Raw genomic sequence first — 21830 nt, 5'->3', positions numbered from 1 at the left:
CTTTCTGCGCTTGTGTAGTGGAATAGCCATCCGGCTATTCCACCGCTGCAGGCGTCCAAAAAGCTACTAGACATCCTGTCCAAAAACTTCCTGGACTCCTTGTCCAAAAAGTCCCTAGACATGACACTAAAACCACAGGTCGCGGTTCGGTGTGTCGGCTAGATGTACTGCTCGGGGACGTTGAGCAATCGTGAGAACGGCGGCTGGTTGTCGCAGGCCGTGTGCGGGCGGTGCTGGTTGTACTGGTGCAGCCAATCCGGCAGGGCGTCGCGTCGTTCTTGCTCGCTGGTGTAGCAGCGGGCGTAGGCCCACCCGTCGGCCATGGTCCGGTGGAAGCGCTCTACCTCGCCGTTGGTCTGCGGCCGGTACGGGCGCGTCCGCTTCGGGGTGATCGAGAGGGCCTCGCGGGTGTCCCGCCATAGGTGCGAGCGATAGGCGCCACCGTTGTCGGACAGCACCCGCTCCACGGCGACGCCGCGATCGGCAAACCACGCCACAGCCCGATGCAGGACCCCGACCGCGGTGACGGCGGTCTCGTCGGCGTGGAACTCGGTGTACGTGACGCGGGAGTGGTCGTCAATGACGGTGTGCACGAACGCGTACCCGAGCCTGGGGTTGTGCCCCTTGCTCTTCGGCTTACCCGGTGTCGCCGTTCGGTTGTGGTCGCCCTGGCGGCGGCCGACGTAGCGCCAGCCGCCGCCGCCGGGGATGTTCCCGAGCTTCTTCACGTTCACGTGGACCAGGGAGCCGGGGTGGGGGTGTTCGTACCGGCGGATCGGTTCGCCAGTCTCGCGGTCCACGTAGGAGAGCCGGTTCAGTCGGGCACCGGCCAAGATGCGGTGGACGGTCGAGGGCGCGATGCCGAGTCGGGCGGCGAGCTGCACGGGCCCTCACGCAGCCGTATCCGCAGGCTGACGCACCGCTTCGTCGTCGCCTTGTCCGTCTTGTTCGGTGAGGTCTTCGGTCGGGACGAGCGATCCTGCATCGACTCGCCGGCGCGATAGCGGTCGACCCACCTCTTCACGGTCGGCCAGGAGACCTGGAAGCGGGCGGCGACTTCGCTGATGGGCCAACCGTCGTCGACGACGAGCTGGGTCACCTTGAACCGATGGCGAGGTGTCAGGGTGGCGTTGGCGTGCATCACTCCTCACCTGCTGCGACGGGCGTCGTCCGCGGCGTTCGGAGTTGCCCCAGGACTGCAAGGAGGATCGTCGTGGCGAGCGGCACGAGTCCGGCGGCGATGAACAAGCTGGCAGCGGCGATGTGTCGGCTGAGGAGTCCGGTGAGTGCGATGGACAGTGGCATGAAGGCGATGGAGATGAAGAAGTCGAGGCTGGCGACTCGGCCGAGCATCTCCAGCGGTACGTGTTCCTGCAGGACCGTGCCCCAGATGACCATCCCGACTCCGATCGACGCACCGTAGACCGCGAGTCCGGCGCTGATGATCCACGGATTGTTGGTGAGCGCGGGGATGGCCAGTGGAAGGCAGCCGAGTGCCCATGCGCTGACCATTACGGGCAGGAAGTGTGAGGGGGTGGGCCATGAGCCGGCGACGAGGGAACCCACCAGACCGCCGACGCCCAGAGCTCCGAGGACGACTCCGTACACAGCCGGACCGTTGTCATGGGTCGAGCGTATGAGCGCGGGCAGGAGAACATCCAGCGGGCCGGTCACGGCCAGGCCCATGGCGGCCGCCAACAGCACGCTGGAGCGAACCCAGCGCGTGCGGGCGACGTAGCCGAACCCGTCGAGCAGATCCCGCAGCGCAGAGGTGGCCGGAGCTTCGGCGTCGGTCTCGGCTGAGCAAGGGGCAGGAAGCCGCAGGGCGGCGATCAGGGCGAGTCCGAGCGCGCCGGCGATGAGGTACCCGCCCGCGGCGGGCACGCTCGCGCCGATGACGGCACCGACGACGCCGGGGGCGAGGGTCTGTCCTACCAGCGGCCGGGTGGTCCCTTCGAGCCCGTTGACGGCCATCAGGTCGTCGCTTCCCACGAGGACGGGCACGAGCGCGGTGTAGGCCGGGAAGAAGAAGGCGGTCGAGACGCCGATGACGAACGCGGACACTGCCAGCATCCAGAAAGTGGCCGCGTCGAAGATGGCGGCGGTGGAGGTCGTCGTCGAGGCGGCGAGGTTGACAGTGAGGACGCCGACGATGATGGACTTCTTGGCGACGCGATCCGCAAGTACCCCGGCGGGCAAGGATCCTGCGAGCAGGCCGATGCCGCTCCACGCCACGACACTCGACAAAGTGGCCGCCGTGGCGCCCAGGTCGAGGGTCTGCATGGCTAAGTAGAGGGCCCAGGCGCCCTGGGCGAAGACGGTGAGCACCATCGCTGCAAACAGCGGTCGGTAGCCGGGGACGGACAAGGGGCGAAGGGGGTTCATGGCAGGTCCTTTGGGGCAAGGCTGAGGTGGGGCCAGTCAGTGAGGTCGTTGAGCATCTGCCGGTCGTGCGTGGCGACGATCGTGGCGCAGGAGGTACGCAGGAGCTCGGTGGTGATGTCGTCGACGAGGCTCGATGACAGATGGTTGGTGGGCTCGTCCAGGAGCAACAAGTCCGGGTCCACCGCCAGGCACATGGCCAGATGGAGACGGCGTTGTTGCCCTTGCGACAGGTGCCCCACGAGTGTGCGGGTTGCCGCGGGCTCAAGCAGCCCGAGTGAGCCGAGGGAGGGTGCCTGTGATCGGCGGCCCTGCGTGGCCAGGTACGTCTCGTAGACCACGTGTGCGGGGAGGGCGTCGTCCCAGTCAGGGACCTCTTGAGACAACAGGGCGACGCGCACCCTCGGGTTCACCCGCAGCTGACCTGTACTTGGGGCCAGTCGCCGACCGAGAAGCCCCAACAGTGTGGACTTCCCAGCACCGTTCGGCCCGGTGACCACCAACCGGTCTCCACCGCTGATGTCCACCGAGACCGGGGTGGTCAACTGGCCAGTCACGGTGAGCATGGAGCCGTTGACGATGTTCTGACCGGTCCGCGCTGTCGATATGGGCCATGCCAACCGCAGCGGTGGCTCTGGCACGTCGATCTGATGACGCTCCAGGTCCACGATGCGGCGGTTGAAAGCCTGGACCACCCCGGCAGCGCGCGTGGCCCGTTGGTGCTTGCCCGTTCCCTTGTCGGGTCGCCAACCGCCTTGCGACAGGCGGGAGCGTGCGTCGGCGGCGGCGCGGGTCAGTTCCTGATGCCGGGCGACCTGGGCGGCATGGTCTTGCTCCCAGGCGGCCCGTTCTCGTTGCCGCCCTTCGATCCAGCCCTCGTAACCGCCCGCGTAGGTGCGCGGAAGGCCATCGCGGGTCGGGTCGAGGTCCAGGAAGCTGGTCGCCACATCGCGCAGCAGGGCGCGGTCGTGGCTGACTAAGGCCAGGCCACCGGGGTGGTCCCGCAGGCGCTCAGTCAGGAAGGACAGCCCTGCAGCGTCCAGGTGGTTGGTGGGCTCATCCAGCAGCAACAGGTCAGGGGACGATCCGAGGGCGACCGCCAGCCGTACCCGGTACCGCTGGCCGACCGACAAGGTCGACAGGACCCGATCGCGGTCGCTACAGGCGTTCAGGCCCGCCAGGGCGATGTCAACACGGCGGTCTGCATCCCAGGCTTCCAGTCGCGTGGCCGCCTCGAGTGCGGCGGAATAGGCGTCGGCCGCGTCATCGCCCGCGGCCAGCGCCGCGGTAGCCACGTCGAGGGCCTGCAGTGCGGCTCTGGATTGGGTGGTCGCCTCGGCAATGAGGTCACCGACCGTGCGATCGCCCTCGGTGGCCATGTCCTGCTTGACCAGGACGAGGGAACCCACCCGGGTCACCACTCCCGAGTCTGGTTTCAAGATCCCCGCCAGTATATGGAGCAAGGTGGTCTTGCCCCGGCCGTTGTCGCCGACGATCGCCAGTCGCGACCCGGTGGAGACGGTGACGTCAGTCTCCCTCAGCAGCGGCCTGTCGCCGAGTGTCAGGTGGAGTGATTCAGCGCGGATGTGTGCAGCGGGCCCTTGGGATGTCCCGATCCAGGCACATGACTTTAAAGGTTCTGTGGTTGGCATTGCGTACTCTCAGCTCGTCATGGAGCCGGGCACCACGAAGCGGCCGCCCGGCAGATGGCCAGGACGGCAGACGAGAGGTCATAAGGGGTCCCGCCGCCGTCAGCGGACGGAACGCAGCTTCATCGAGGCGATTCCTGAGTACATGCGGCTGAGCATACAGAGCCCGGGCGATGCCACGCAAGTCAACTAACGTCCCCGGTCAGTACAGCCGGATGGCGCTAGCTCCGTTTGCAGGACGCCGCGACCAAAACGCCTGGTCGCGAGTCGGCGGCGCAGCCAGATGGAGCTAGCGCCATTTGCAGCGCACCGAAACACACAACCCCAAACCGATAGACGAAATAAGCGATGTCTGCTAAAAACAACAGTATGGATTCGGGGAGGAAGCAAGAGCTGGCGAACAAGCTCATGGACAGAAAGTGCGAACAAGATTGGCTCGCGTACCGCAGGTGCCCGGCTGCGTTTCGTAAGGTCTCAACGCGTTTTTTCATCAATGTGGCTGAATGGAAGCAGCTGCGCTATCACGAAAAACGATGGCTGGCGGCTTACGCGGTCGGTTGTACTGTGCCGAAAGCCGTGTTGTCCGGGCGATCGGCGGCGCGCATTCTCGGTATCTGGGTGATTGCGACGACGCCGGAACAAGTAGAGCTGGTATCGCAGCGAGGGAAGGCACCTTCTCGGAAGCAGTGGCCGTCGGGCGTGGTGTACCGGGATAGGTCGCCAGGAAATGCTGCACCTCGCAGCTTCGATCGTCTCCGCACGACGGACCTGATGACAACCGTGTTCGAGATCGCCCTGCGCCACGGCTTCGCAGAAGGGCTCGTTGCGATGGACTGGCTGCTCCGCGAGGGGAGGCCGTAGCCGGGCTGGGCCCTTTCCGCGGCATCGGGACGCTGCACCGCGTTATCGTGCACGCGGTTGATAAATCGCTGTCGCCGTACGAGTCCTATGCCCGCGCGCTCCTGGTGCAGGCGGGCTTCGGCAGTTGGCAGGTCAACGCGCGCATCGCGGTTCCCCAAAAATCTACTTCGTGGACTTGCTGCGTGGCCGCCTCGTCGTCGAGACCGTTGGGGCGCAGAAATACGACGGGACCACCTTCGCCCCGACCGACACGACGATCCGCGAGGAGCGCGAGCGCGAGAAACGCCTCCAGAACGCCGGCTACCTGGTGGTGCGCGTCTCCCCCGAGCAGCTGCGTGAGAACGCCTCAGCGTTCCTCGCCACCGTCACCCGCATGCTCGAGCTCGCGGAAATGTATGTCACACAACCAGCGTGACCTGGGCGCCGTGGACCTCCGCGCTCATGCCGGCGGTGTGGGCGACGTGGGCGACGTCGTCGGGGGAGGTGACGGTGGTGTCGTGAAGCGCGAGAGCCCGGGCGAGCTCGCCCTTGTACTGCTTGTTGAAGTGGCTGACTACCTTGCGCGACCCGTCGGGCTGCACGGATTCGACGCGCACTGTGGCAGCGCCGGGAACGGGGCCGAGCTTCTGGTACGTGCCGGAGCGCAGGTCGACGACGAAGGGGAAGTCTGCGAGGACGTCGGTAATCGCGGTGCCCCAGCGCGACTTCAGCGTGGCGCCGCCGACTCGGGCGTCGCCGGAGAGCCGGTAACGGGGGATCATATCGCCAGCGCGCACGACGCCAAAGAGCGCGGAGCCCACCGCCAAGCTCTCCAGGCAGGGGGTGGGGAGGGTGGGGGCGGACAGGGCGTCGAAAAGCACGCCCGTGTAGCGGAAGATGGCAGGCATCACAGGTGCCTGGGCCAACCCCAGGTTTTCCTCCGCCTCCGCGCGCTTCGACGCGGGGATTTTCAGCTCGGCCATCATCTCTTCGACCGGGAGCGCCACAAGGTCGCGCATCAGGTCAGAGCGGATTGGGTCGAGCGCGGGAAAGGACGCGCTCATCGGCGCATCCTGGCCGCCGGGCGCCTTGGTCTCTGAAGGCGGGAGGACGATAAGCATGGCTCACAACCTTAGCGCTAGGATTGTGCGCATGATTACACGCCTCTCTCAGCTGTTCCTGCGCACCCTGCGCGAAGACCCCGCCGACGCCGAAGTCCCCAGCCACAAGCTGCTCGTTCGCGCCGGCTACATCCGCCGTGCCGCGCCGGGCGTGTATTCGTGGCTGCCGCTGGGTCTGCGCACGATGCGCAAGATCGAGGGCGTTGTGCGCGAGGAGATGGACGCGATGGGCGGCCAGGAGCTGCTTTTCCCCGCGCTGCTGCCGAAGGAGCCGTACGAGGCGACCAACCGCTGGGATGAGTACGGCGACGACCTGTTCCGTCTCAAGGACCGCAAGGGCGCGGACATGCTGCTCGGACCCACGCACGAGGAGATGTTCACCCAAACGGTCAAGGACCTGTACTCCAGCTACAAGGACTTCCCGGTCACGCTGTACCAGATCCAGACCAAGTACCGCGATGAGGCGCGTCCGCGCGCTGGCATCCTGCGCGGCCGCGAGTTCGTGATGAAGGACAGCTACTCCTTCGACATGTCGGACGAGGGCCTGGACGCGTCGTACGCGAAGCACCGCGCGACCTACCAGCGCATCTTCGGGCGCGTGGGGATCCGCTACGAAATCTGTAAGGCCACCTCTGGCGCTATGGGCGGTTCCGCGTCCGAGGAGTTCCTCGCGTACAGCGAGAACGGCGAGGACACGTTCGTCGTTTCCTCCGAGGGCGACTACGCCGCAAACGTGGAGGCCGTCATCACGGTCCCGCCGGCCGCGACCCCGATCGAGGGCCAGCCGGAGGCGAAGGAGTACGACACCCCGGCCGCCGAGACCATCGACGCGCTCGTCGACTGGGCCAACAAGGAGCAGGTGCTTATCGACGGCGCGCCCACCCAAGCTTCTGACACCCTCAAGTGCATGATGATCAAGGTGGATGACCCACGCGCGGTGGACGAGGACGGCAACAAGGTCGGCCCGCAGCTCACCGGCGTCCTCCTGCCCGGTGACCGCGAACTGGACGAGAAGCGCCTGGAGGCAGCCCTCGAGCCGGCTACCTTCGAGCTGGCCAGCGACGAAGACTTCAAGAACTCCGATTTCCTGGTCAAGGGCTACGTCGGCCCGCGCGCGCTGCAGGCCAACGGGGTGCGCGTGCTCGCGGACCCGCGCGTGGTCGAGGGGTCCAGCTGGATCACCGGCGCGGACGCCTCGCAGAAGCACGTGGTGGGCCTGGTCGCCGGCCGCGACTTCACCGTCGACGCCTTCGTCGAGGCCGCCGAGGTCCGCGAGGGCGACCCGGCGCCGGAGGGCAACGGCACCGTGCGGCTGGCGCGCGGCATCGAGCTGGGCCACATCTTCCAGCTGGGCCGCAAGTACACCGAGGCCATGGACGTCCAGATCCTGGACGAGAACGGCAAGCGCGCCGTGCCGACCATGGGCTCCTACGGCATCGGCGTGTCCCGCATGATGGCGGTCGTGGCCGAACAGCGCCACGACGACAAGGGCTTGGTCTGGCCGGTCGCGATCGCGCCGTACCAGGTACACGTGGCAGTGGCCAACAAGGATAAGGCCGCGCTCGAGGCCGGCGATCAGATCGCCGCGGAGCTCTCGGACGCGGGCCTCGAGGTGCTTTTCGACGATCGCCCCAAGGTCTCCCCGGGCGTGAAGTTCAAGGACGCCGAGCTCCTGGGCATGCCGTTCATCGTGATCCTGGGCCGCGCGTTCGCCGACGGCAACGTGGAGCTGCGCATCCGCGGCGGCGAAACCCTCGAGGTGCCGGCCGGCGAGATCGTGGCGAAGGTCCGCGAGCTGGTCGCGGAGCAGCTGGCGCAGTAGCGCCCTCCGGGCGTGGCTGCCCCGCGGGCGCCGCGCGCCTGCGGCTACGCCTCCTGCGCCTCCGCGGCGAGCTGAATAGCCAGGCGGCGGAACTGGGGGCTCTCGGCGTTGGCGGCGGTGGCGCGCCACTGATCCACAAGCGCCTGCTGCTGGGTCTGCGTGTAGGCGCCGGCGGAGGCGACGTCGGCAGGCGCCGGGACGCCCTCGAATGCGTAGCCCGGGGCGGCCTCCGGGACGTCGCCGCTGGGCTCGAGCGCGGTGACGAGGGCGCGCACGCGCTCGTCGGAGGCGTCGCGCAGCGCCTCGAGGCGCTGGTCCAGCGCGTCGTCTGCGTACGCAGTGGCCATGGAAAAGCCGTACTGCGCCGCGTACTCCCGGCGCAGCATCTCGCGGGCCGCGTCCAGGTCAGCCTCGTTGGTGATCTCGGAGTCTGTGCTGTCCGCGCTGTCTGCGTCTGCAGCGGGCTCCGTTCCAGCTGCCACGCGCAAGTCGATCGCCTGGGCGGTCACCAGCGCGACGGATTCCTCCGGCACGTCCGCGGCTGCCTCCGTAAGCGCGTCCGCCGCGTGCTCGGCCGCGGACACCTCGTCGGGGTTGCCCGCCGACTCGCCGGGCGTGCGTTCCACCTTGCAGGTGCTCGGCAACTCGCCGGACTCGGTGGTGCCGCAGAGGCGCTCAACTTCGTCGAACAGTTGCTGTGCCTGCATGGCGCGAGTGTGGGCGAGCGGGGCGTCGCCAAGCGCCTGCTCATCGGCGATTGCCTGCTGGGCGAGCGCGACGAGGTCGGCGTTGGGGCGCGGCCCGACCACATCGAGTGCGTCGCAGGATGCGAGCGAAAGCGCGACGGGGGCGGACATTGCGAGGGCGACGAGTTTCTTCACCCGCAAAACCGTACACGATAGGGTGGGGGCCATGGCTTTTCCTACACCCGAGCAGCTCGAGGACATTGTCGCCCCGATCGCGCGCAATCACGACCTGGACGTTGAGCAGATCCGCGCCGTGCGCGCCGGCAAGAAATCTCAGGTGGTCATCGCCCTCGACGGCGACGAGCACCCCACCTTGGACGAGCTGGAGGTCGTCTCCAACGAGCTCAGCGAGCTTTTCGACGCCCACGAGTCCGCCGGAGACCTCAACTTCGGCGCCGGCTACACCCTGGAAGTGACCACACCCGGGGTGGACATGCCGCTGACCGCGCCGCGGCACTGGCGCCGGAACCGTGGCCGCGCCGTCGCCCTGCTGGACGCCGACGGAAAGAAGGAAACGTGGCGCATCGGTGCGCTCAACGATGCTGAGGATCGTGTCGTGCTCATCGAGCGCGGCGCCAAGCAGCCGCGCGTGGAAACCCGCCTGGTTTCCGAAATGCCGAAGGCAGTGGTAGAAATTGAGTTCAAAGCGCCACCGGCTGCCGAGCAGGAGCTGGTCGACGCTGCGTACGAAGAAGTAGGAGACGAGTAAGCTCCGGGGCTCACCCGGCTTACCTGGAAGGAACAACAAGTGAATATTGACTTGAACGCGCTCAAAGTGATTGAGGACAAGCAGGGCATCGCTGTCGACGACCTGCTCACCACCATCGCGAGCGCGCTTTTGTTTGCGTACCTGGATTACCGCGACGGGAAGCCGGACGAAAACACCAAGTCTCGCGTGGACATCGACCCAGACACCGGCGATGTGCACGTCATGGTCAGCGAGCTGGACGAGGACGGCGAGGTCGTCTCTGAGTACGACAGCACGCCGGTCAACTTCTCCCGTATCGGCGCTCCCGCGGTGCGCGACGCCATCAAGCGTCGCCTGCGCGAAGCGGAGGCAGGGCGTGTCTACACCGCCTACTCAGAGTTCGAGGGCCACGTCGTCTCCGGCGTGGTGCAGCGCGACGCCAACGCGGAGGCACGCGGCCTGACTATCGTCCAGCTGGGCACCGAGGCGGATCCGCAGGACGGCATTCTCCTGCCCGCTGAGCAGATCCCGGGCGAGCGCCTCACCCACGGCGATCGCGTCAAGGCGTATGTGGTGGGCGTGAACAAGGGGGAGCGCAATGTGCAGGTCAACCTGTCGCGCACGCACCCGGAGCTGGTGCGCGGCCTGTTCGCGCTCGAGGTGCCCGAGGTTGAGGACGGTTCCGTGGAGATCATCGCGATCGCTCGCGAGGCCGGCCACCGCTCCAAGGTCGCGGTGCGTGCCACCGTCAAGGGCGTCAATGCAAAGGGTGCCTGCATCGGCCCGCGCGGCGCGCGTGTGTCCAACATTATGAAGGAGCTGGGCGGGGAGAAGATCGACATCATCGACTACTCCGAGAACCCGGCCACCTACGTGGGCAACTCGCTGGCGCCGTCCAAGGTGGTCAAGGTGGACATCCTGGACCGCGACGCGCAGATGGCCCGGGTGACCGTGCCGGACTACCAGCTGTCGCTGGCCATCGGCAAGGAAGGGCAGAACGCCCGTCTGGCAGCGCGACTCACGGGGTGGAAGATTGACATCCACTCCGACGCCGACGCGGACACCGATACGGACGCAGCCGCGGAGTAGCGGGGGCGTAGCTGGGGAGCGCGTGAGCGTCGACAAGCAATGCCCCGGGGCCGGCAGGAACCCTGCTGACCGCCGTAAGTATTGTTTAGCGCCGCAATGGCGTAGGCTAGGACGCGGCTTATTTCCCGTGCGTCGAGACGTGTCGCGTTCCCGGTCGCAGTAGTTGGGTGTGGGCAGGACTGTACGTCGAGCAACAGGAAGGGTTGTGGATGAGCGTTACGCGCAAGCGTCCCATCCGTACTCGTACCTGCATTGCTACCCGCGACGTGCTGCCCGACACCGAGCTACTGCGACTCGTTCAGGACCCCGATGCGCCCGGCCGGATCCTCGCCGACCCGCGCCGGTCATTGCCCGGCAGGGGAGCGTGGATCACGCCGACGCGGGAAGCAGTCGAGCTGGCGGAGCAACGCCGTGCCTTCGGTAGGGCGTTCCGTCTGTCCGCTCCGGCGGACCTAGGTCATGTACACACGTACCTCGCCAATCTGGCGAACGACCCAACGCAAGTAAGGAAGACCGAACACTGATGAGTACACAACCGTGAAGCAGCATCAGCGATGAAAGTCAATGACCACGTCTAGGGGTCGGTAGCCGCACGAGCCACGGGTTCGGCGGGCACCGTCTCCTAGCACAACAACAAGGAGACACGTGCCCGGAAAGTTACGCGTACACGAGCTTGCCAAGAAGCTTGGCGTTACTAGCAAGGAACTGCTCGCCACGTTGAAGGAACAAGGCGAGTTTGTTAAGACCGCTTCGTCGACCATTGAGTCGCCAGTGGTGAAGAAGATGACGGCCTACTACCAGGAGAAGGAATCCGGAGGGAAGGCCGAGGGCGACAGCGGTGCGAAGGCCGCTCCGAAGCCCGGTGCCCCCAAGCCGGGGGCTGCGAAGCCTGCCGCAAAGAAGCCTGGTGCCCCGAAGCCGGGCGCGCCGAAGCCTGCAGCGAAGAAGCCAGGCCAGGGCGCTCCGGCTGCGCAGGGCGGCGCTCCGAAGCCGGGGGCTGCGAAGCCGGCGGCGAACAAGCCTGGTGCCCCGAAGCCGGGCGCGCCGAAGCCTGCGGCGAAGAAGCCGGGCCAGGGCGCTCCGGCTGCGCAGGGCGGTGCCCCGAAGCCGGGTGCACCCAAGCCTGGTGCACCGAAGCCTGCGGCGAACAAGCCTGGCGCCCCGAAGCCGGGCGCACCGAAGCCTGCGGCGAAGAAGCCGGGCCAGGGCGCTGCGCCGACGCCGGGCTCGATGCCGCGACCGGTGGCAAAGCCGGGCGGTCGTCCGAAGGTGGCGAACAACCCGTTCTCGTCCAACACCTCCGCTCCGCGCCCGGCGCCGCGCCCCGGTGGCGGCCGTGGCGGCCAGGGCCAGGGCAACCAAGGTGGTGGCCGTGGTCGCGGCCAGGGCGGACAGCGCCCGGGTCAGGGTGGCCAGGGCCAGGGCGGTCAGCGCCAGGGCGGAAATCGTGCTGGTGGCGGCCGTCGTCCGTCGCCCGCTGATATGGCTGCAGCTCCGTCGCCGAAGCAGATGCCGGCGAAGGCTGCCGGTACCCGCGGTGGACGCGGCAACGGTGGCGGCGGTCGCGGACGCGGTGGTGGCCCGGGCGGCCCGAACCGTGGCGGCGGCGGTGGCTTCCGCGGACGCGGCGGTCGTCGCGGTGGCACCGCGGGCGCATTCGGGCGTCCGGGTGGCGCACCGGGGCGTCGTCGCAAGTCCAAGGGCCAGAAGAGGGCCGAATACGAGGAGATGCACAAGCCGAACGTCATCGGTGGCGTTCGTCTCCCGGACGGCGACGGCAAGACCGTGCGCCTGCGCCAGGGCGCAACCCTGTCCGACTTTGCGGAGAAGATCAACGCGGAGGCGTCGGCACTCGTGCAGGCGCTGTTCAACCTCGGTGAGATGGTCACGGCGACCCAGTCGGTGCCGGAGGAGACCCTCCAGCTCCTGGGCGCGGAGATCAACTACGAGGTGAAGATCGTCTCGCCTGAGGACGAGGACCGCGAGCTGCTCGAGTCCTTCGACCTGCAGTTCGGCGAGGACGAAGGCGACGACGAGGATCTCCAGCAGCGTCCTCCGGTCGTGTCCGTGATGGGCCACGTCGACCACGGTAAGACTCGCTTGCTGGACTCGATCCGCAAGGCGAACGTGGGCCGCGGCGAGGCAGGCGGCATCACCCAGGGCATCGGCGCGTACCAGACCGAGGTCACCCTCGAGGACGAGCCGCGCAAGATCACGTTCCTGGATACCCCTGGTCACGAGGCGTTTACCGCCATGCGTGCCCGCGGTGCGAAGTCGACCGACTTGGCCATCCTGGTCGTCGCTGCGGATGACGGCGTCATGCCGCAGACCGTTGAGGCGATCAACCACGCCAAGGCGGCGGACCTGCCCATCGTGGTTGCCGTGAACAAGGTGGATAAGCCGGAGGCACAGCCGGATAAGATCCGCGGCCAGCTCACCGAGTACGGCCTCATCCCCGAGGAGTACGGCGGCGACACCATGTTCATCGACATCTCTGCGAAGCAGGGCACGGGTATCGACGACCTCCTGGAGGCCGTCCTGCTCACCGCCGACGCTGCGCTGGAGCTGACCGCCAACCCGGACATGGACGCGCAGGGCGTGGCCATCGAGTCCCACCTGGACCGCGGACGCGGCCCGGTGTCCACCGTGATCGTGCAGCGCGGTACGTTGCGCGTCGGCGACTCCATCGTCGTCGGCGGCAACTTCGGCCGCGTGCGCCGCATGGTCGATGAGTGGGGTAACGACGTGCAGGAAGCCGAGCCGTCCCGTCCGGTGCAGGTGCAGGGTCTCAACGGCGTTCCCGGCCCGGGCGACAACCTGCTCGTGGTGGAGGACGACCGCGTGGCGCGCCAGATTGCGGCGCAGCGCGACGCCCGCCACCGCGCAGCGATGCAGGCGCGCACGAAGAAGCGCGTCTCCCTGGAGAACCTGGACCAGGCGCTCAAGGAGACGAGTCAGCTCAACCTCATCCTCAAGGGCGACAACGCCGGTTCGGTGGAAGCCCTGGAGGAGGCGTTGCTCAAGATCGAGGTGGACGACGAGGTCGAGGTGAACATCATCGACCGCGGTGTTGGTGCCGTCACCCAGACCAACGTGGTCCTGGCTGCCGCTTCCGACGCGGTCATCGTCGCCTTCAACGTTCGCGCTGAGGGCAAGGCGACCGAGGAGGCCAACAACGAGGGCGTGGAGATCCGCTACTACTCGGTGATCTACGAGGTCATCGACCAGGTGGAGGCCGCGCTCAAGGGCATGCTCAAGCCGATCTACGAGGAGCGCGAGGTTGGTGCCGCGGAGATCCGCCAGATCTTCAAGGCATCCTCCGTCGGCCTCATCGCCGGCTGCATGGTCACCGAGGGCCACGTCAAGCGCGGCGCGAAGCTGCGCCTCGTGCGCGACGGCAACGTCATCACCCCGGATGCAACGATCGAGTCGCTGCGTCGCGAGAAGGACGATGTCACCGAGGTGGCCAAGGGCTACGAATGCGGTATGGTCCTGTCCTACCCGGACATCCAGGTGGACGACCAGATCCAGGTCTACGAGATGGTCGAAGTGCCCCGCGACTAGCGCACAACGCGCAGAAAGAGGGAAGTACGCTGCCCGGCCCCGGCATGACGCTGGGGTGCGGGCAGCGTGGCGTCGATAAGCACATGCGAGCGTCTAGACTAGAGACGCTTACGCGAAGAAGGAGATGATGACATGGCTGACAACCCGCGCGCACAGCGCCTTGCCAAGCAGATTCACGCGATCGTGGCGTCTGCGATTGAGCGAGAGGTCAAAGATCGGCGTCTGGAGCTGGTCACCATCACCGACGTTCGCGTTACCGGTGACCTGCACGACGCGACTGTGTACTACACAGTGCGCGGTCGTGACATCGACGAGGAGCCGGACTTCGACGCGGCGGCGGAGGCACTCCACCGCGCCCGCGGCCAGCTGCGCAAGAAGGTCGGCGACCAGCTCGCCGTGCGCTTCACGCCGACGCTCGCGTTCGAGCTCGACACCGTGCCGGAGGCCTCCGCTCGCATGGAGGAGCTGTTGAACCGGGCGCGCGCCCGCGACGCGGAGACCGCGCGTCTGCGCGCCAACGCCACTCCGGCCGGAGACGGTAACCCGTACAAGACCAGCGGCGACGCAGAGTCCGGTCAGTAATGGGCGGACTGTTCGCGGACACCCCGGCAGTCGGGGAGCAGCTGGCGCACGTCGCCGAGGTGCTGCGCGGCGCGGAGCGCATCTCCGTCGTGGCGCACATCAAGCCGGATGCCGACGCGGTCGGCTCCGCGTGCGGCCTGGCGGCGGGGCTGCGCAAGCTGGGCAAGGACGCCCGTGTCTACATCGGGCAGACCTATCCGCACCCGGGCAACCTGCGAACTGTGCCTGGTGTGGACGACATCACCTACGGGTCGCACCTGCCCGCAGACGGCCTCATCGTCACCGTGGACTGCGCGTCCGTGGACCGCACCGGCCTGCTGCGCGAGCAGATCGACACCGAGCGCGACCGGGTCGTGGTGATCGACCACCACGAGACCAACCCGGGTTTCGGTGCCCACAACCTCATCGCAGATGCTGAGTCCACCACGACCATTATCCGCGAGCTGTTCACGCACCTTGGCGTGGAGCTGGATTCTGAGATCGCGTACTGCCTGTACGCCGGGCTGGTCACTGACACGGGCAGCTTCCGCTGGGGGACACCGCGAATGCACACGCTTGCCGCCGAGCTCATGGAATACGGCCTGGACACCCGGCAACTCACCATGGACTTGATCGACAAAGCAAGCCCCCGCGACTTGCAGATCATGGGCGGAGTGCTGGCGGATTTGCAGAATTTCCGCCAGGAGGGGCTCGTTGTCAGCGTGTTCACCATTCCGGCGGAGGCGCTGGCTCGCATGAGCCAAACCACGGTGGAAACCATCATTGATTACGCCCGCGTGCTGGAAGGCTCCGACGTGGGTATGGTGCTCAAGCAGAACGGCCCGAAGCACTGGGCGGTGTCGCTGCGCTCGACTGTGATCGACGTATCCAAGCTGGCCCAGGCCCTTGGGGGCGGCGGGCACATCCCGGCCGCGGGGTACACGGCGTACGGATCGCAGGACATGGTTGTGCGGGACCTGATCGCTGCGCTGCCTACGCGCGAAGAGCGCGCTGCCTCCCAACACGAGCCAGCAGCCCAAAACTTCCCGAACGCTAACCGATAAGGAGAGTGCACGCTGCCGTGATGGCGCAACGCAACGACGCGACGGTCACCCCTGGCAAGATTCTCGCCCTGGCCCTGCCGGCACTGGGTGTGCTGGCGGCCAACCCCCTCTACCTGCTGCTGGACACCGCGGTGGTCGGTCGGCTGGGCACCGCGGAGCTGGCGGCCCTCGCCGCAGGCACCACGATCCAGTCCACGGTGACCACCCAGCTCACGTTCTTGTCCTACGGTACGACCGCGCGCAGCTCCCGCCTGTTCGGCGCGGGGAAGCGCGAGGCCGCCGTGGCGGAAGGCGTGCAGGCCACGTGGGTGGCGCTCGGCGTCGGCTTCGCGCTCGCCACCATCATCTGGTTGTTCGCGCAGCCGATCGCGCTGGCGCTCACCAATGACGCGGCCACGGCCCAGGAGTCCGCGCGGTGGATGCATGTCTCCGCGTTTGCCATCCCGCTTACGCTCATCATCATGGCGGGCAACGGCTGGATGCGCGGTGTGCAAAACACGCGGCTTCCGTTCCTTCTCACACTGTGCGGACTCATTCCGGGCGCGATCGCGCTGCCCATCTTGGTGGGAAAGTTCGGCCTGATCGGCTCCGCGATGGCCAACCTGCTGGGCATGGGGATCACGGCCGCGCTTTTCCTCACCATGCTGCTCCGCGAGCACGCCGGCAGCTGGGGGCCGCGCTGGCGCGTGATGCGTGAGCAGCTCGTCTTGGGGCGCGACCTGATCCTGCGCTCCCTGTCCTTCCAGATCTCGTTTCTCGCCGCGGCGGCGGTGGCCGGCCGGTTTGGCGTCGCGACGCTTGCCGCTCACCAGATCCTCCTGCAACTGTGGAACTTCCTCACGCTCGTCCTCGACTCGATGGCCATCGCCGCGCAAACGCTCACCGGGGCTTCGCTGGGCAAGGGTCGCGTCGCCGAGGCACGCTCCGTCGGCGCGCAGGCCACCCGGTTCTCCGTCGGCTTCGGCGTGGTCTTGGCGTTGGTCTTCACGCTTTTCGACGCCCCCCTGCAGTCCATTTTCACCCAGGACCCAGCCGTCCACGACGCCCTCACCATCCCGTGGTGGTTGCTCATCGCCATGATTGTCACCGGCGGCGTCGTCTTTGCCCTGGACGGGGTGCTGCTCGGGGCCGGCGACGCGGCGTACCTTCGCAACATCACCATCGCCTCCGTACTTGGCGCCTTCCTCCCGCTCACGCTGCTGTCGGTGGCGTTCGGGTGGGGCCTGGTCGGCATCTGGGCCGGGCACCTCGCCTCGGTGCTGCTGCGCCTGGTCGGCGTGGTCATCCGCTTCCGGGGCGACGAATGGGCACAGACAGGAGCAGAGCGCAAGACCCGAAAGGCGAGCGCATGACCACCACCCTCTGGGCAGTGAGCGACCTGCACGCAGCGGTGAAGCGGAACGGGCCGAAGATCGCCCAGATCCAGCCCGCGGACCCGTCGGACTGGCTGATTGTGGCCGGAGACGTGGCGGAACGCCACGAGTTGATCGTGCAGGTGATGGCGGAGATGGCCGGAAGGTTCGACACGGTGATCTGGGTGCCGGGCAACCACGAGCTGTTCGCCCGCAGCGCGGACCGCTACCGCGGCCGCGATAAGTACACCGCACTGGTGCAGTCCATGCGCGAGCTGGGCGTGGTCACTCCAGAGGACCAGTTCCCCGTCTTCGGTGGCGTTACCGTCGTCCCGTTGTTCACGCTGTACGACTACTCATTCCGTGGCCCCGGAATGACGGTCGAGGAGGCCATCGAGGCGGCGAAGGAAAAGAACATCGTGATGACGGACCAGTACGCCATCGCCCCGTTTGTGGACGTGCGCGCGTGGTGCTGGGATCGTCTTGCGTACACCACGAAGCGGCTCTCACGAATCAGCGGGCCCACCATCATGGTGAACCACTGGCCGCTGGTGCAGGAGCCGACGCTGCGGATGCAGTGGTCCGAGATTGCGCTGTGGTGCGGGACGAGGCATACGCGATCTTGGCCAAAGCGCTACAACGCCCGCGCAGTGGTGTACGGGCACCTGCACATGCCCGGCGTCGTGGAGGTGGACGGCGTGGACCACATCGAGGTCTCGCTCGGGTACCCGCGCGAGTGGCAGCGCCACCCTGCAGGGGTGCAGTTCCCGTACCCGGTCATGGAACTGGGGGTCTAGATGCAGAACCTGGCATTGTTTCCCCCCGAGGCCCGGTTTGTGTACCTGCGTACGGATGAGCGCAGAGACCTGACCCACTACGAGGATCTCCACCCCAGCGAACGAGAGCTTGTTAGCCGCGCCGTGGACAAGCGCAAGGGCGAGTTCGGCGACGCGCGCTGGTGCGCCCACGAGGCGCTCAAGGAGCTGGGCTGTACCGACGCGGGCGTGATTCTGCGCGGCGAGCGCGGGATGCCGCTGTGGCCGCACGGCTACACCGGGTCGCTCACGCATACAACCGGCTTCCGCGCGGCGGTGGCGGCACCGGCACGGCACGTGCGGTCCATCGGGCTCGACGCCGAGCCCGCGGTCCCGCTGCCGAGCGAGGTGGTGCCCCGCATCGCCAGGCCCACCGAGCGGGCGATGCTGCGTGAGCTGGAGGAAGAAGGCTTCGAGTGGGCCAGCAAGCTCCTCTTCTGCGCCAAAGAGGCGACGTACAAGTGCTGGTTTCCCATGACGCGCCGCTGGCTCGGATTCGAGGACGCCGACATCGTGTTGCGCACCGACGGCACGTTTTCGTCCTACATCCTGGCCCGCCCCACCCCGGCGCCGCTGTTTGAGGGGCGCTGGGTGGTCGGCGACGGCTACATCATCGCCTCCGTCTTCGTGGAGTAGGCGATTTAGCCCAGGGTTGCCGGGCGAGCCACGAACTCCGTGGACAGGCGCTTGCCCTTCTCCTTGACCAGGGCCACGACGCGCCCGTCCGGCCCCTGGGCGGCGTGCACGCCCTGCAGCCCGCGCGGTTCGAGCCATTTCCCCAGCGCGAGTGCCTGGTACTCGTCGTCGCTGACCGGGAGCACCGGCCAGGCGCGAGTGAGCGCCTCGTCCAGGGTGAGCGAAAGGGCGGGGGAGTCTTGGAGGACGGGGAGCGGCGTGGCGTCGGCAAGCGAAAATGCGCCAACGCTGGTGCGGCGGAGTTGCGTGAGGTGACCGCCGACGCCGAGCGCGGCGCCCAGGTCGCGGGCGAGAGCGCGGATGTAGGTGCCGGAGGAGCAGTGGACGGTCACGGTGACGTCGATAAGCGAGCCCTGCCTGCTGACCTCGTGGGTGTCGAAGGCGAAGATGGTGACCGGGCGGGCGGGGATGTCCACGTCTTTGCCCTCGCGGACCAGCTCGTGCGCGCGCTTGCCGTTGATTTTGATGGCGGAGACCGCGGTGGGTTTTTGCATGATGTCGCCGGTCAGGGCAGTGATCTCGGCGGCAATCTGCCCGTCGGTGATGGCTGCTGCGTCATGCTCCGCAGTGAGCTCGCCCTCCGCGTCATCGGTGGTGGTGGACTGGCCGAGCCTGATGGTGGCCTCGTAGCGCTTGTCGTGCGCGACGAGGTGGGCGAGCAGCTTGGTGCCGCGCTCGATCCCGGCGACAAGCACGCCGGTGGCCATCGGGTCGAGCGTGCCGGCGTGCCCCACCTTGCGGGTGGAAAATGCGCGGCGCAGCTTCGCTACAACATCGTGGCTTGTCATGCCCGCGGGCTTGTCTACCACGACGATTCCAGAGGTTGCGAGGGGATCGGTCATGGTTTTCCAGTATGCCGTACGCTATTGCGCGTGGATATTTTGCACGGGCTTGGAAGCGTCCCAGCACATCTGAAGGCGGACGGCGGTTGCGTGGTCACCATCGGCGTGTTCGACGGCGTGCACCGCGGGCACCAGCTGCTCATCAGCACCGCCGTGGACAGGGCGCGCGAGCGTGGCGTGCCGTGCGTGGTGATGACGTTCGACCCGCACCCGGTGAGTATTTTCGCCCCCGATCGTGCCCCCGTCGCCTTGCTTCCCATTGAGGAGCGTGCCCGGCAGATCGCGGAGCTCGGCGTGGACTACCTCCTGGTCATCGACTTCCGCGAGGAGCTGGCAGGCGACAGTCCTGAGCACTACGTCACCGAAGTGCTGCAGGGGCGGCTCGGCGCCCTCGAGGTGGTCGTGGGCGAAAACTTCACCTTTGGCAAGGACGCCGCCGGCACCGCGCAGACGATGGCGCAGCTGGGCGAGCGCCACGGCCTCGAGGTGACCATCGTGCAGTTGCTCAACGACGGCGACGTGCGCATCTGCTCGACCGCCATCCGCGACGAGCTTACGGCCGGAAATATCGGCTTGGCCACGGACTACATGGGCCGGCCGTTCTCGGTGATCTCCATCATCGAGCGCGGCGCGGGCCGGGGTGGGCGCGAGCTGGGGTACCCCACGGCGAATCAGTACGTCGAGGAGATGTCGGCGCTGCCCGGAGATGGTGTCTACGCCGGCTGGGTCACCATCATTGATGACGCCCCCATCGACGGCGACATCGAGCCCGGGGTGCGCTACCCGGCGGCGATTTCGGTGGGCACCAACCCGACCTTTGGTGATACCCGCCGCAGCGTCGAGTCCTACATTCTGGATCGCGACGCCGATCTGTACGGACGGATGGCGCGCGTGGAGTTTGTGGACAAGGTCCGCGACATGGTGAAGTTCAACTCGGTGGACGAGCTGCTGGAGAATATGGCCCGCGACGTCGCCCGTACCCGGGAGATCCTCGCCGCAGAGTAGGGCGCGCTATTGTCGGGGGCACGACAGTCTCCCCAGCGAAAGGACCCCAACCATGGCACGCAAGCTCATCCTGGACGTGGACACCGGCATCGACGATGCGCTGGCGATTGCGTACGCACTCGGCTCCGAGGACCTGGACCTCATCGGCGTGACGGGGACCTACGGCAACGTGCTGGTCCCCACCGGGACGAGGAACTCGCTTGCCATCCTGGAGCTGTTCGGCCGCACCGACATCCCGGTCTACGCGGGGCCGGACCACGCGCGCGCCCGCGATTCCTTCGAGGTCATGGAGATCTCCGAGTTCATCCACGGCAAGAACGGTATCGGCGAGGCCCAGATTCCGGACGCCTCGCGTGCGGTGGAGGAGCAGTCCGCCGTGGAGTTCATGGTGGAGTCTGTGCGCCAGTACGGCGACGAGCTGGTGATCGTGCCTGTGGGGCCGCTCACCACGGTGGCCGCGGCGATGGAGGCGGACCCGACGTTTGCGGACAACGCGCACATCGTGATCATGGGGGGCGCGCTCACCGTGCCCGGCAACGTGACGCAGTGGTCCGAGGCCAACATTAACCAGGACCCCGAGGCCGCTGACCTAGTGTTCCGCAACGCGAAGGACATTACGATGGTTGGCCTGGATGTGACATTGCAAACGCTGCTGACATCCAAGGAGACCGCGGAGTGGAAGGCGCTGGGCACGACCGGTGGCGACTTCCTGGCCACCGCGACGGACTACTACATCAAGGCCTATGAGACCACCGCGCCGTACCTGGGTGGGTGCGGACTCCACGACCCGCTCGCCGTGGCGGTGGCGGCGGACCCGACCCTGGTGGAGACGTTGGACATCAACCTGAAGACGGACACGGAGGGCGAGACGCGGGGGCGCACGATTGGCGACGAAGCCCGGCTCAACGACGCGGCGAAGACCGGGCACGTGGCGGTGGGCGTGGACGTCGAGCGCTTCCTCGCCGAGTTCATGCGCCGGCTGACCGGGCTTGCGCAGCGGACCCCGGGGAGTGACGCGGCCGCCAGGTAGCGCGATTTGGGGAGGGCGGTAGCGCTCCGGTAGTATGATCCGCTGGCCCTGTCACCGGAGCGTTCCGGGGCACAGACTGTGGTTCGCAGCAGTCCCGCAGGGCACGAGAACACTGAAGAATGCGGACTGAAATATAAGGAGCATACTCATGGCACTGTCCACTGAGAAGAAGGCCGAAATCCTCAAGGAGTACGGCGTCCACGAGACCGACACCGGTTCCCCGGAGGCGCAGGTTGCGCTGCTGACCGAGCGCATCAACAACCTGACCGAGCACCTGAAGGATCACAAGCACGATCACCACTCCCGCCGTGGTCTGCTGCTGCTGGTCGGCCGTCGCCGCAGTCTGCTGAAGTACCTGCGCGAGAACAACGTTGAGCGCTACCGCGACCTCATCGCTCGCCTGGGCCTGCGCCGCTAAGCGCAACTGAGAGCCCGCCCGGTGTTACCGGGCGGAGATGCACGAACCCGCCGCTTTCGAACCGGGACGCTGTCCGCCGACACGTTCCCGGGACGAGGCGGCGGGTTTTGTGCGCGGTGGGGAGGTGCAGAGAAGCGTGCCTTGCA

At 67.2% G+C, this 21830-nt stretch carries 20 protein-coding genes and 1 pseudogene; 15 read left to right on the top strand and 6 right to left on the bottom strand.

Going from position 1 to position 21830, the window contains the following annotated elements; genetic code table 11:
- Positions 1–158 precede the first annotated feature (158 nt).
- The 3 genes and pseudogenes from CKJ85_RS10730 to CKJ85_RS10720 all read right to left on the bottom strand — a co-directional run bounded on the left by CKJ85_RS10730 (position 159) and on the right by CKJ85_RS10720 (position 4034).
- Positions 159–1144: pseudogene (locus tag CKJ85_RS10730) on the bottom strand (IS481 family transposase).
- On the bottom strand, positions 1141–2385 hold the full coding sequence (locus tag CKJ85_RS10725; protein WP_095545878.1) for an MFS transporter: 1245 nt from the start codon (positions 2383–2385) through the stop codon (positions 1141–1143). The pseudogene CKJ85_RS10730 and the gene CKJ85_RS10725 overlap by 4 nt, the downstream one beginning before the upstream one ends.
- Positions 2382–4034, bottom strand: a complete 1653-nt coding sequence (locus CKJ85_RS10720; protein ID WP_095545877.1) for an ATP-binding cassette domain-containing protein — start codon at positions 4032–4034, stop codon at positions 2382–2384. Before CKJ85_RS10720 ends, CKJ85_RS10725 begins: the two co-directional genes overlap by 4 nt.
- Positions 4035–4379: 345 nt before the next feature.
- Here CKJ85_RS10720 and CKJ85_RS10715 point away from each other — a divergent pair, with 345 nt between their 5' ends.
- Positions 4380–4892 (top strand): hypothetical protein, encoded by a 513-nt coding sequence (locus tag CKJ85_RS10715; protein WP_095545876.1) that lies wholly within the window; start codon positions 4380–4382, stop codon positions 4890–4892.
- 169 nt (positions 4893–5061) lie between these two features.
- Positions 5062–5307, top strand: a complete 246-nt coding sequence (locus CKJ85_RS10710) for a hypothetical protein (protein ID WP_095554305.1) — start codon at positions 5062–5064, stop codon at positions 5305–5307.
- Here CKJ85_RS10710 and CKJ85_RS10705 read toward each other — a convergent pair.
- Complete coding sequence (locus tag CKJ85_RS10705; protein ID WP_095554304.1) at positions 5291–5992, bottom strand: peroxide stress protein YaaA; 702 nt, start codon at positions 5990–5992, stop codon at positions 5291–5293. The two genes, CKJ85_RS10710 and CKJ85_RS10705, sit on opposite strands and share 17 nt — an antisense overlap.
- A gap of 31 nt (positions 5993–6023) precedes the next feature.
- On the opposite strand from CKJ85_RS10705, the gene CKJ85_RS10700 reads away from it, so the two are divergent.
- Entirely contained in the window at positions 6024–7814 is a 1791-nt protein-coding gene (locus tag CKJ85_RS10700; RefSeq protein ID WP_095554303.1) for a proline--tRNA ligase, read from the top strand.
- Between the two features lie 44 nt (positions 7815–7858).
- Here CKJ85_RS10700 and CKJ85_RS10695 read toward each other — a convergent pair whose 3' ends face one another.
- Positions 7859–8695 (bottom strand): hypothetical protein, encoded by an 837-nt coding sequence (locus CKJ85_RS10695; RefSeq protein ID WP_095554302.1) that lies wholly within the window; start codon positions 8693–8695, stop codon positions 7859–7861.
- Positions 8696–8726: 31 nt separating this feature from the next.
- On the opposite strand from CKJ85_RS10695, the gene rimP reads away from it, so the two are divergent.
- From rimP to CKJ85_RS10650, 9 genes are all read left to right on the top strand, one after another.
- On the top strand, positions 8727–9269 hold the full coding sequence (gene rimP / locus CKJ85_RS10690) for a ribosome maturation factor RimP (protein ID WP_095554301.1): 543 nt from the start codon (positions 8727–8729) through the stop codon (positions 9267–9269).
- 39 nt (positions 9270–9308) lie between these two features.
- Positions 9309–10337 (top strand): transcription termination factor NusA, encoded by a 1029-nt coding sequence (gene nusA / locus CKJ85_RS10685; protein WP_095554300.1) that lies wholly within the window; start codon positions 9309–9311, stop codon positions 10335–10337.
- A 209-nt stretch (positions 10338–10546) separates the two neighbouring features.
- Positions 10547–10861: a YlxR family protein gene (locus tag CKJ85_RS10680; protein WP_095534785.1), complete on the top strand. Its 315-nt coding sequence runs from the start codon at positions 10547–10549 to the stop codon at positions 10859–10861.
- A 121-nt stretch (positions 10862–10982) separates the two neighbouring features.
- Complete coding sequence (gene infB / locus CKJ85_RS10675; protein ID WP_095554299.1) at positions 10983–13901, top strand: translation initiation factor IF-2; 2919 nt, start codon at positions 10983–10985, stop codon at positions 13899–13901.
- Between the two features lie 132 nt (positions 13902–14033).
- Positions 14034–14483 (top strand): 30S ribosome-binding factor RbfA, encoded by a 450-nt coding sequence (gene rbfA / locus CKJ85_RS10670; RefSeq protein ID WP_095554298.1) that lies wholly within the window; start codon positions 14034–14036, stop codon positions 14481–14483.
- Positions 14483–15526 carry a bifunctional oligoribonuclease/PAP phosphatase NrnA gene (locus tag CKJ85_RS10665; protein WP_095554297.1) on the top strand — a complete coding sequence of 348 codons (1044 nt, stop codon included), beginning with the start codon at positions 14483–14485 and terminating at the stop codon, positions 15524–15526. Before rbfA ends, CKJ85_RS10665 begins: the two co-directional genes overlap by 1 nt.
- A gap of 20 nt (positions 15527–15546) precedes the next feature.
- Positions 15547–16878, top strand: coding sequence for an MATE family efflux transporter (locus CKJ85_RS10660; RefSeq protein WP_095545866.1), 1332 nt, complete (start codon positions 15547–15549; stop codon positions 16876–16878).
- Positions 16875–17675 carry a metallophosphoesterase gene (locus CKJ85_RS10655; RefSeq protein ID WP_095554296.1) on the top strand — a complete coding sequence of 267 codons (801 nt, stop codon included), beginning with the start codon at positions 16875–16877 and terminating at the stop codon, positions 17673–17675. The genes CKJ85_RS10660 and CKJ85_RS10655 overlap by 4 nt, the downstream gene beginning before the upstream one ends.
- Positions 17676–18329 carry a 4'-phosphopantetheinyl transferase gene (locus tag CKJ85_RS10650; RefSeq protein ID WP_095554295.1) on the top strand — a complete coding sequence of 218 codons (654 nt, stop codon included), beginning with the start codon at positions 17676–17678 and terminating at the stop codon, positions 18327–18329.
- Between the two features lie 5 nt (positions 18330–18334).
- Here the strand turns inward: CKJ85_RS10650 and truB are convergent, their stop codons facing one another.
- Entirely contained in the window at positions 18335–19231 is an 897-nt protein-coding gene (truB, locus tag CKJ85_RS10645; RefSeq protein ID WP_095545864.1) for a tRNA pseudouridine(55) synthase TruB, read from the bottom strand.
- A gap of 30 nt (positions 19232–19261) precedes the next feature.
- On the opposite strand from truB, the gene CKJ85_RS10640 reads away from it, so the two are divergent.
- The 3 genes from CKJ85_RS10640 to rpsO all read left to right on the top strand — a co-directional run bounded on the left by CKJ85_RS10640 (position 19262) and on the right by rpsO (position 21684).
- The gene (locus CKJ85_RS10640; RefSeq protein ID WP_095546386.1) at positions 19262–20236 is read left to right on the top strand and encodes a bifunctional riboflavin kinase/FAD synthetase; all 975 of its coding nucleotides are present in this window, start codon (positions 19262–19264) and stop codon (positions 20234–20236) included.
- 52 nt (positions 20237–20288) lie between these two features.
- A complete protein-coding gene (locus CKJ85_RS10635; protein ID WP_095554294.1) occupies positions 20289–21266 on the top strand; it encodes a nucleoside hydrolase in 978 nt (325 codons plus the stop codon).
- Between the two features lie 148 nt (positions 21267–21414).
- Complete coding sequence (gene rpsO / locus CKJ85_RS10630) at positions 21415–21684, top strand: 30S ribosomal protein S15 (protein ID WP_095277357.1); 270 nt, start codon at positions 21415–21417, stop codon at positions 21682–21684.
- Positions 21685–21830: the final 146 nt, after the last annotated feature.

It is taken from the genome of Corynebacterium sp. NML 150383 (genome assembly GCF_002285085.1).
In the GTDB taxonomy this organism is placed as follows: domain Bacteria; phylum Actinomycetota; class Actinomycetes; order Mycobacteriales; family Mycobacteriaceae; genus Corynebacterium; species Corynebacterium gottingense.
Note: the sequence above shows the minus strand (reverse complement) of the source record. Positions and strands in the feature narration are given on the sequence as shown.

Excerpts from the sequence above, each read along its gene's own strand:
- CKJ85_RS10665 (WP_095554297.1), top strand. The coding sequence starts at position 14,483 with ATGGGCGGACTGTTCGCGGACACCCCGGCAGTCGGGGAGCAGCTGGCG.
- CKJ85_RS10660 (WP_095545866.1), top strand. The coding sequence starts at position 15,547 with ATGGCGCAACGCAACGACGCGACGGTCACCCCTGGCAAGATTCTCGCC.
- CKJ85_RS10705 (WP_095554304.1), bottom strand. The coding sequence starts at position 5,992 with ATGCTTATCGTCCTCCCGCCTTCAGAGACCAAGGCGCCCGGCGGCCAG.
- CKJ85_RS10655 (WP_095554296.1), top strand. The coding sequence starts at position 16,875 with ATGACCACCACCCTCTGGGCAGTGAGCGACCTGCACGCAGCGGTGAAG.
- truB (WP_095545864.1), bottom strand. The coding sequence starts at position 19,231 with ATGACCGATCCCCTCGCAACCTCTGGAATCGTCGTGGTAGACAAGCCC.
- CKJ85_RS10700 (WP_095554303.1), top strand. The coding sequence starts at position 6,024 with ATGATTACACGCCTCTCTCAGCTGTTCCTGCGCACCCTGCGCGAAGAC.
- CKJ85_RS10650 (WP_095554295.1), top strand. The coding sequence starts at position 17,676 with ATGCAGAACCTGGCATTGTTTCCCCCCGAGGCCCGGTTTGTGTACCTG.
- rimP (WP_095554301.1), top strand. The coding sequence starts at position 8,727 with ATGGCTTTTCCTACACCCGAGCAGCTCGAGGACATTGTCGCCCCGATC.
- CKJ85_RS10635 (WP_095554294.1), top strand. The coding sequence starts at position 20,289 with ATGGCACGCAAGCTCATCCTGGACGTGGACACCGGCATCGACGATGCG.
- CKJ85_RS10680 (WP_095534785.1), top strand. The coding sequence starts at position 10,547 with ATGAGCGTTACGCGCAAGCGTCCCATCCGTACTCGTACCTGCATTGCT.
- rbfA (WP_095554298.1), top strand. The coding sequence starts at position 14,034 with ATGGCTGACAACCCGCGCGCACAGCGCCTTGCCAAGCAGATTCACGCG.
- rpsO (WP_095277357.1), top strand. The coding sequence starts at position 21,415 with ATGGCACTGTCCACTGAGAAGAAGGCCGAAATCCTCAAGGAGTACGGC.
- CKJ85_RS10725 (WP_095545878.1), bottom strand. The coding sequence starts at position 2,385 with ATGAACCCCCTTCGCCCCTTGTCCGTCCCCGGCTACCGACCGCTGTTT.
- CKJ85_RS10715 (WP_095545876.1), top strand. The coding sequence starts at position 4,380 with ATGTCTGCTAAAAACAACAGTATGGATTCGGGGAGGAAGCAAGAGCTG.
- CKJ85_RS10720 (WP_095545877.1), bottom strand. The coding sequence starts at position 4,034 with ATGCCAACCACAGAACCTTTAAAGTCATGTGCCTGGATCGGGACATCC.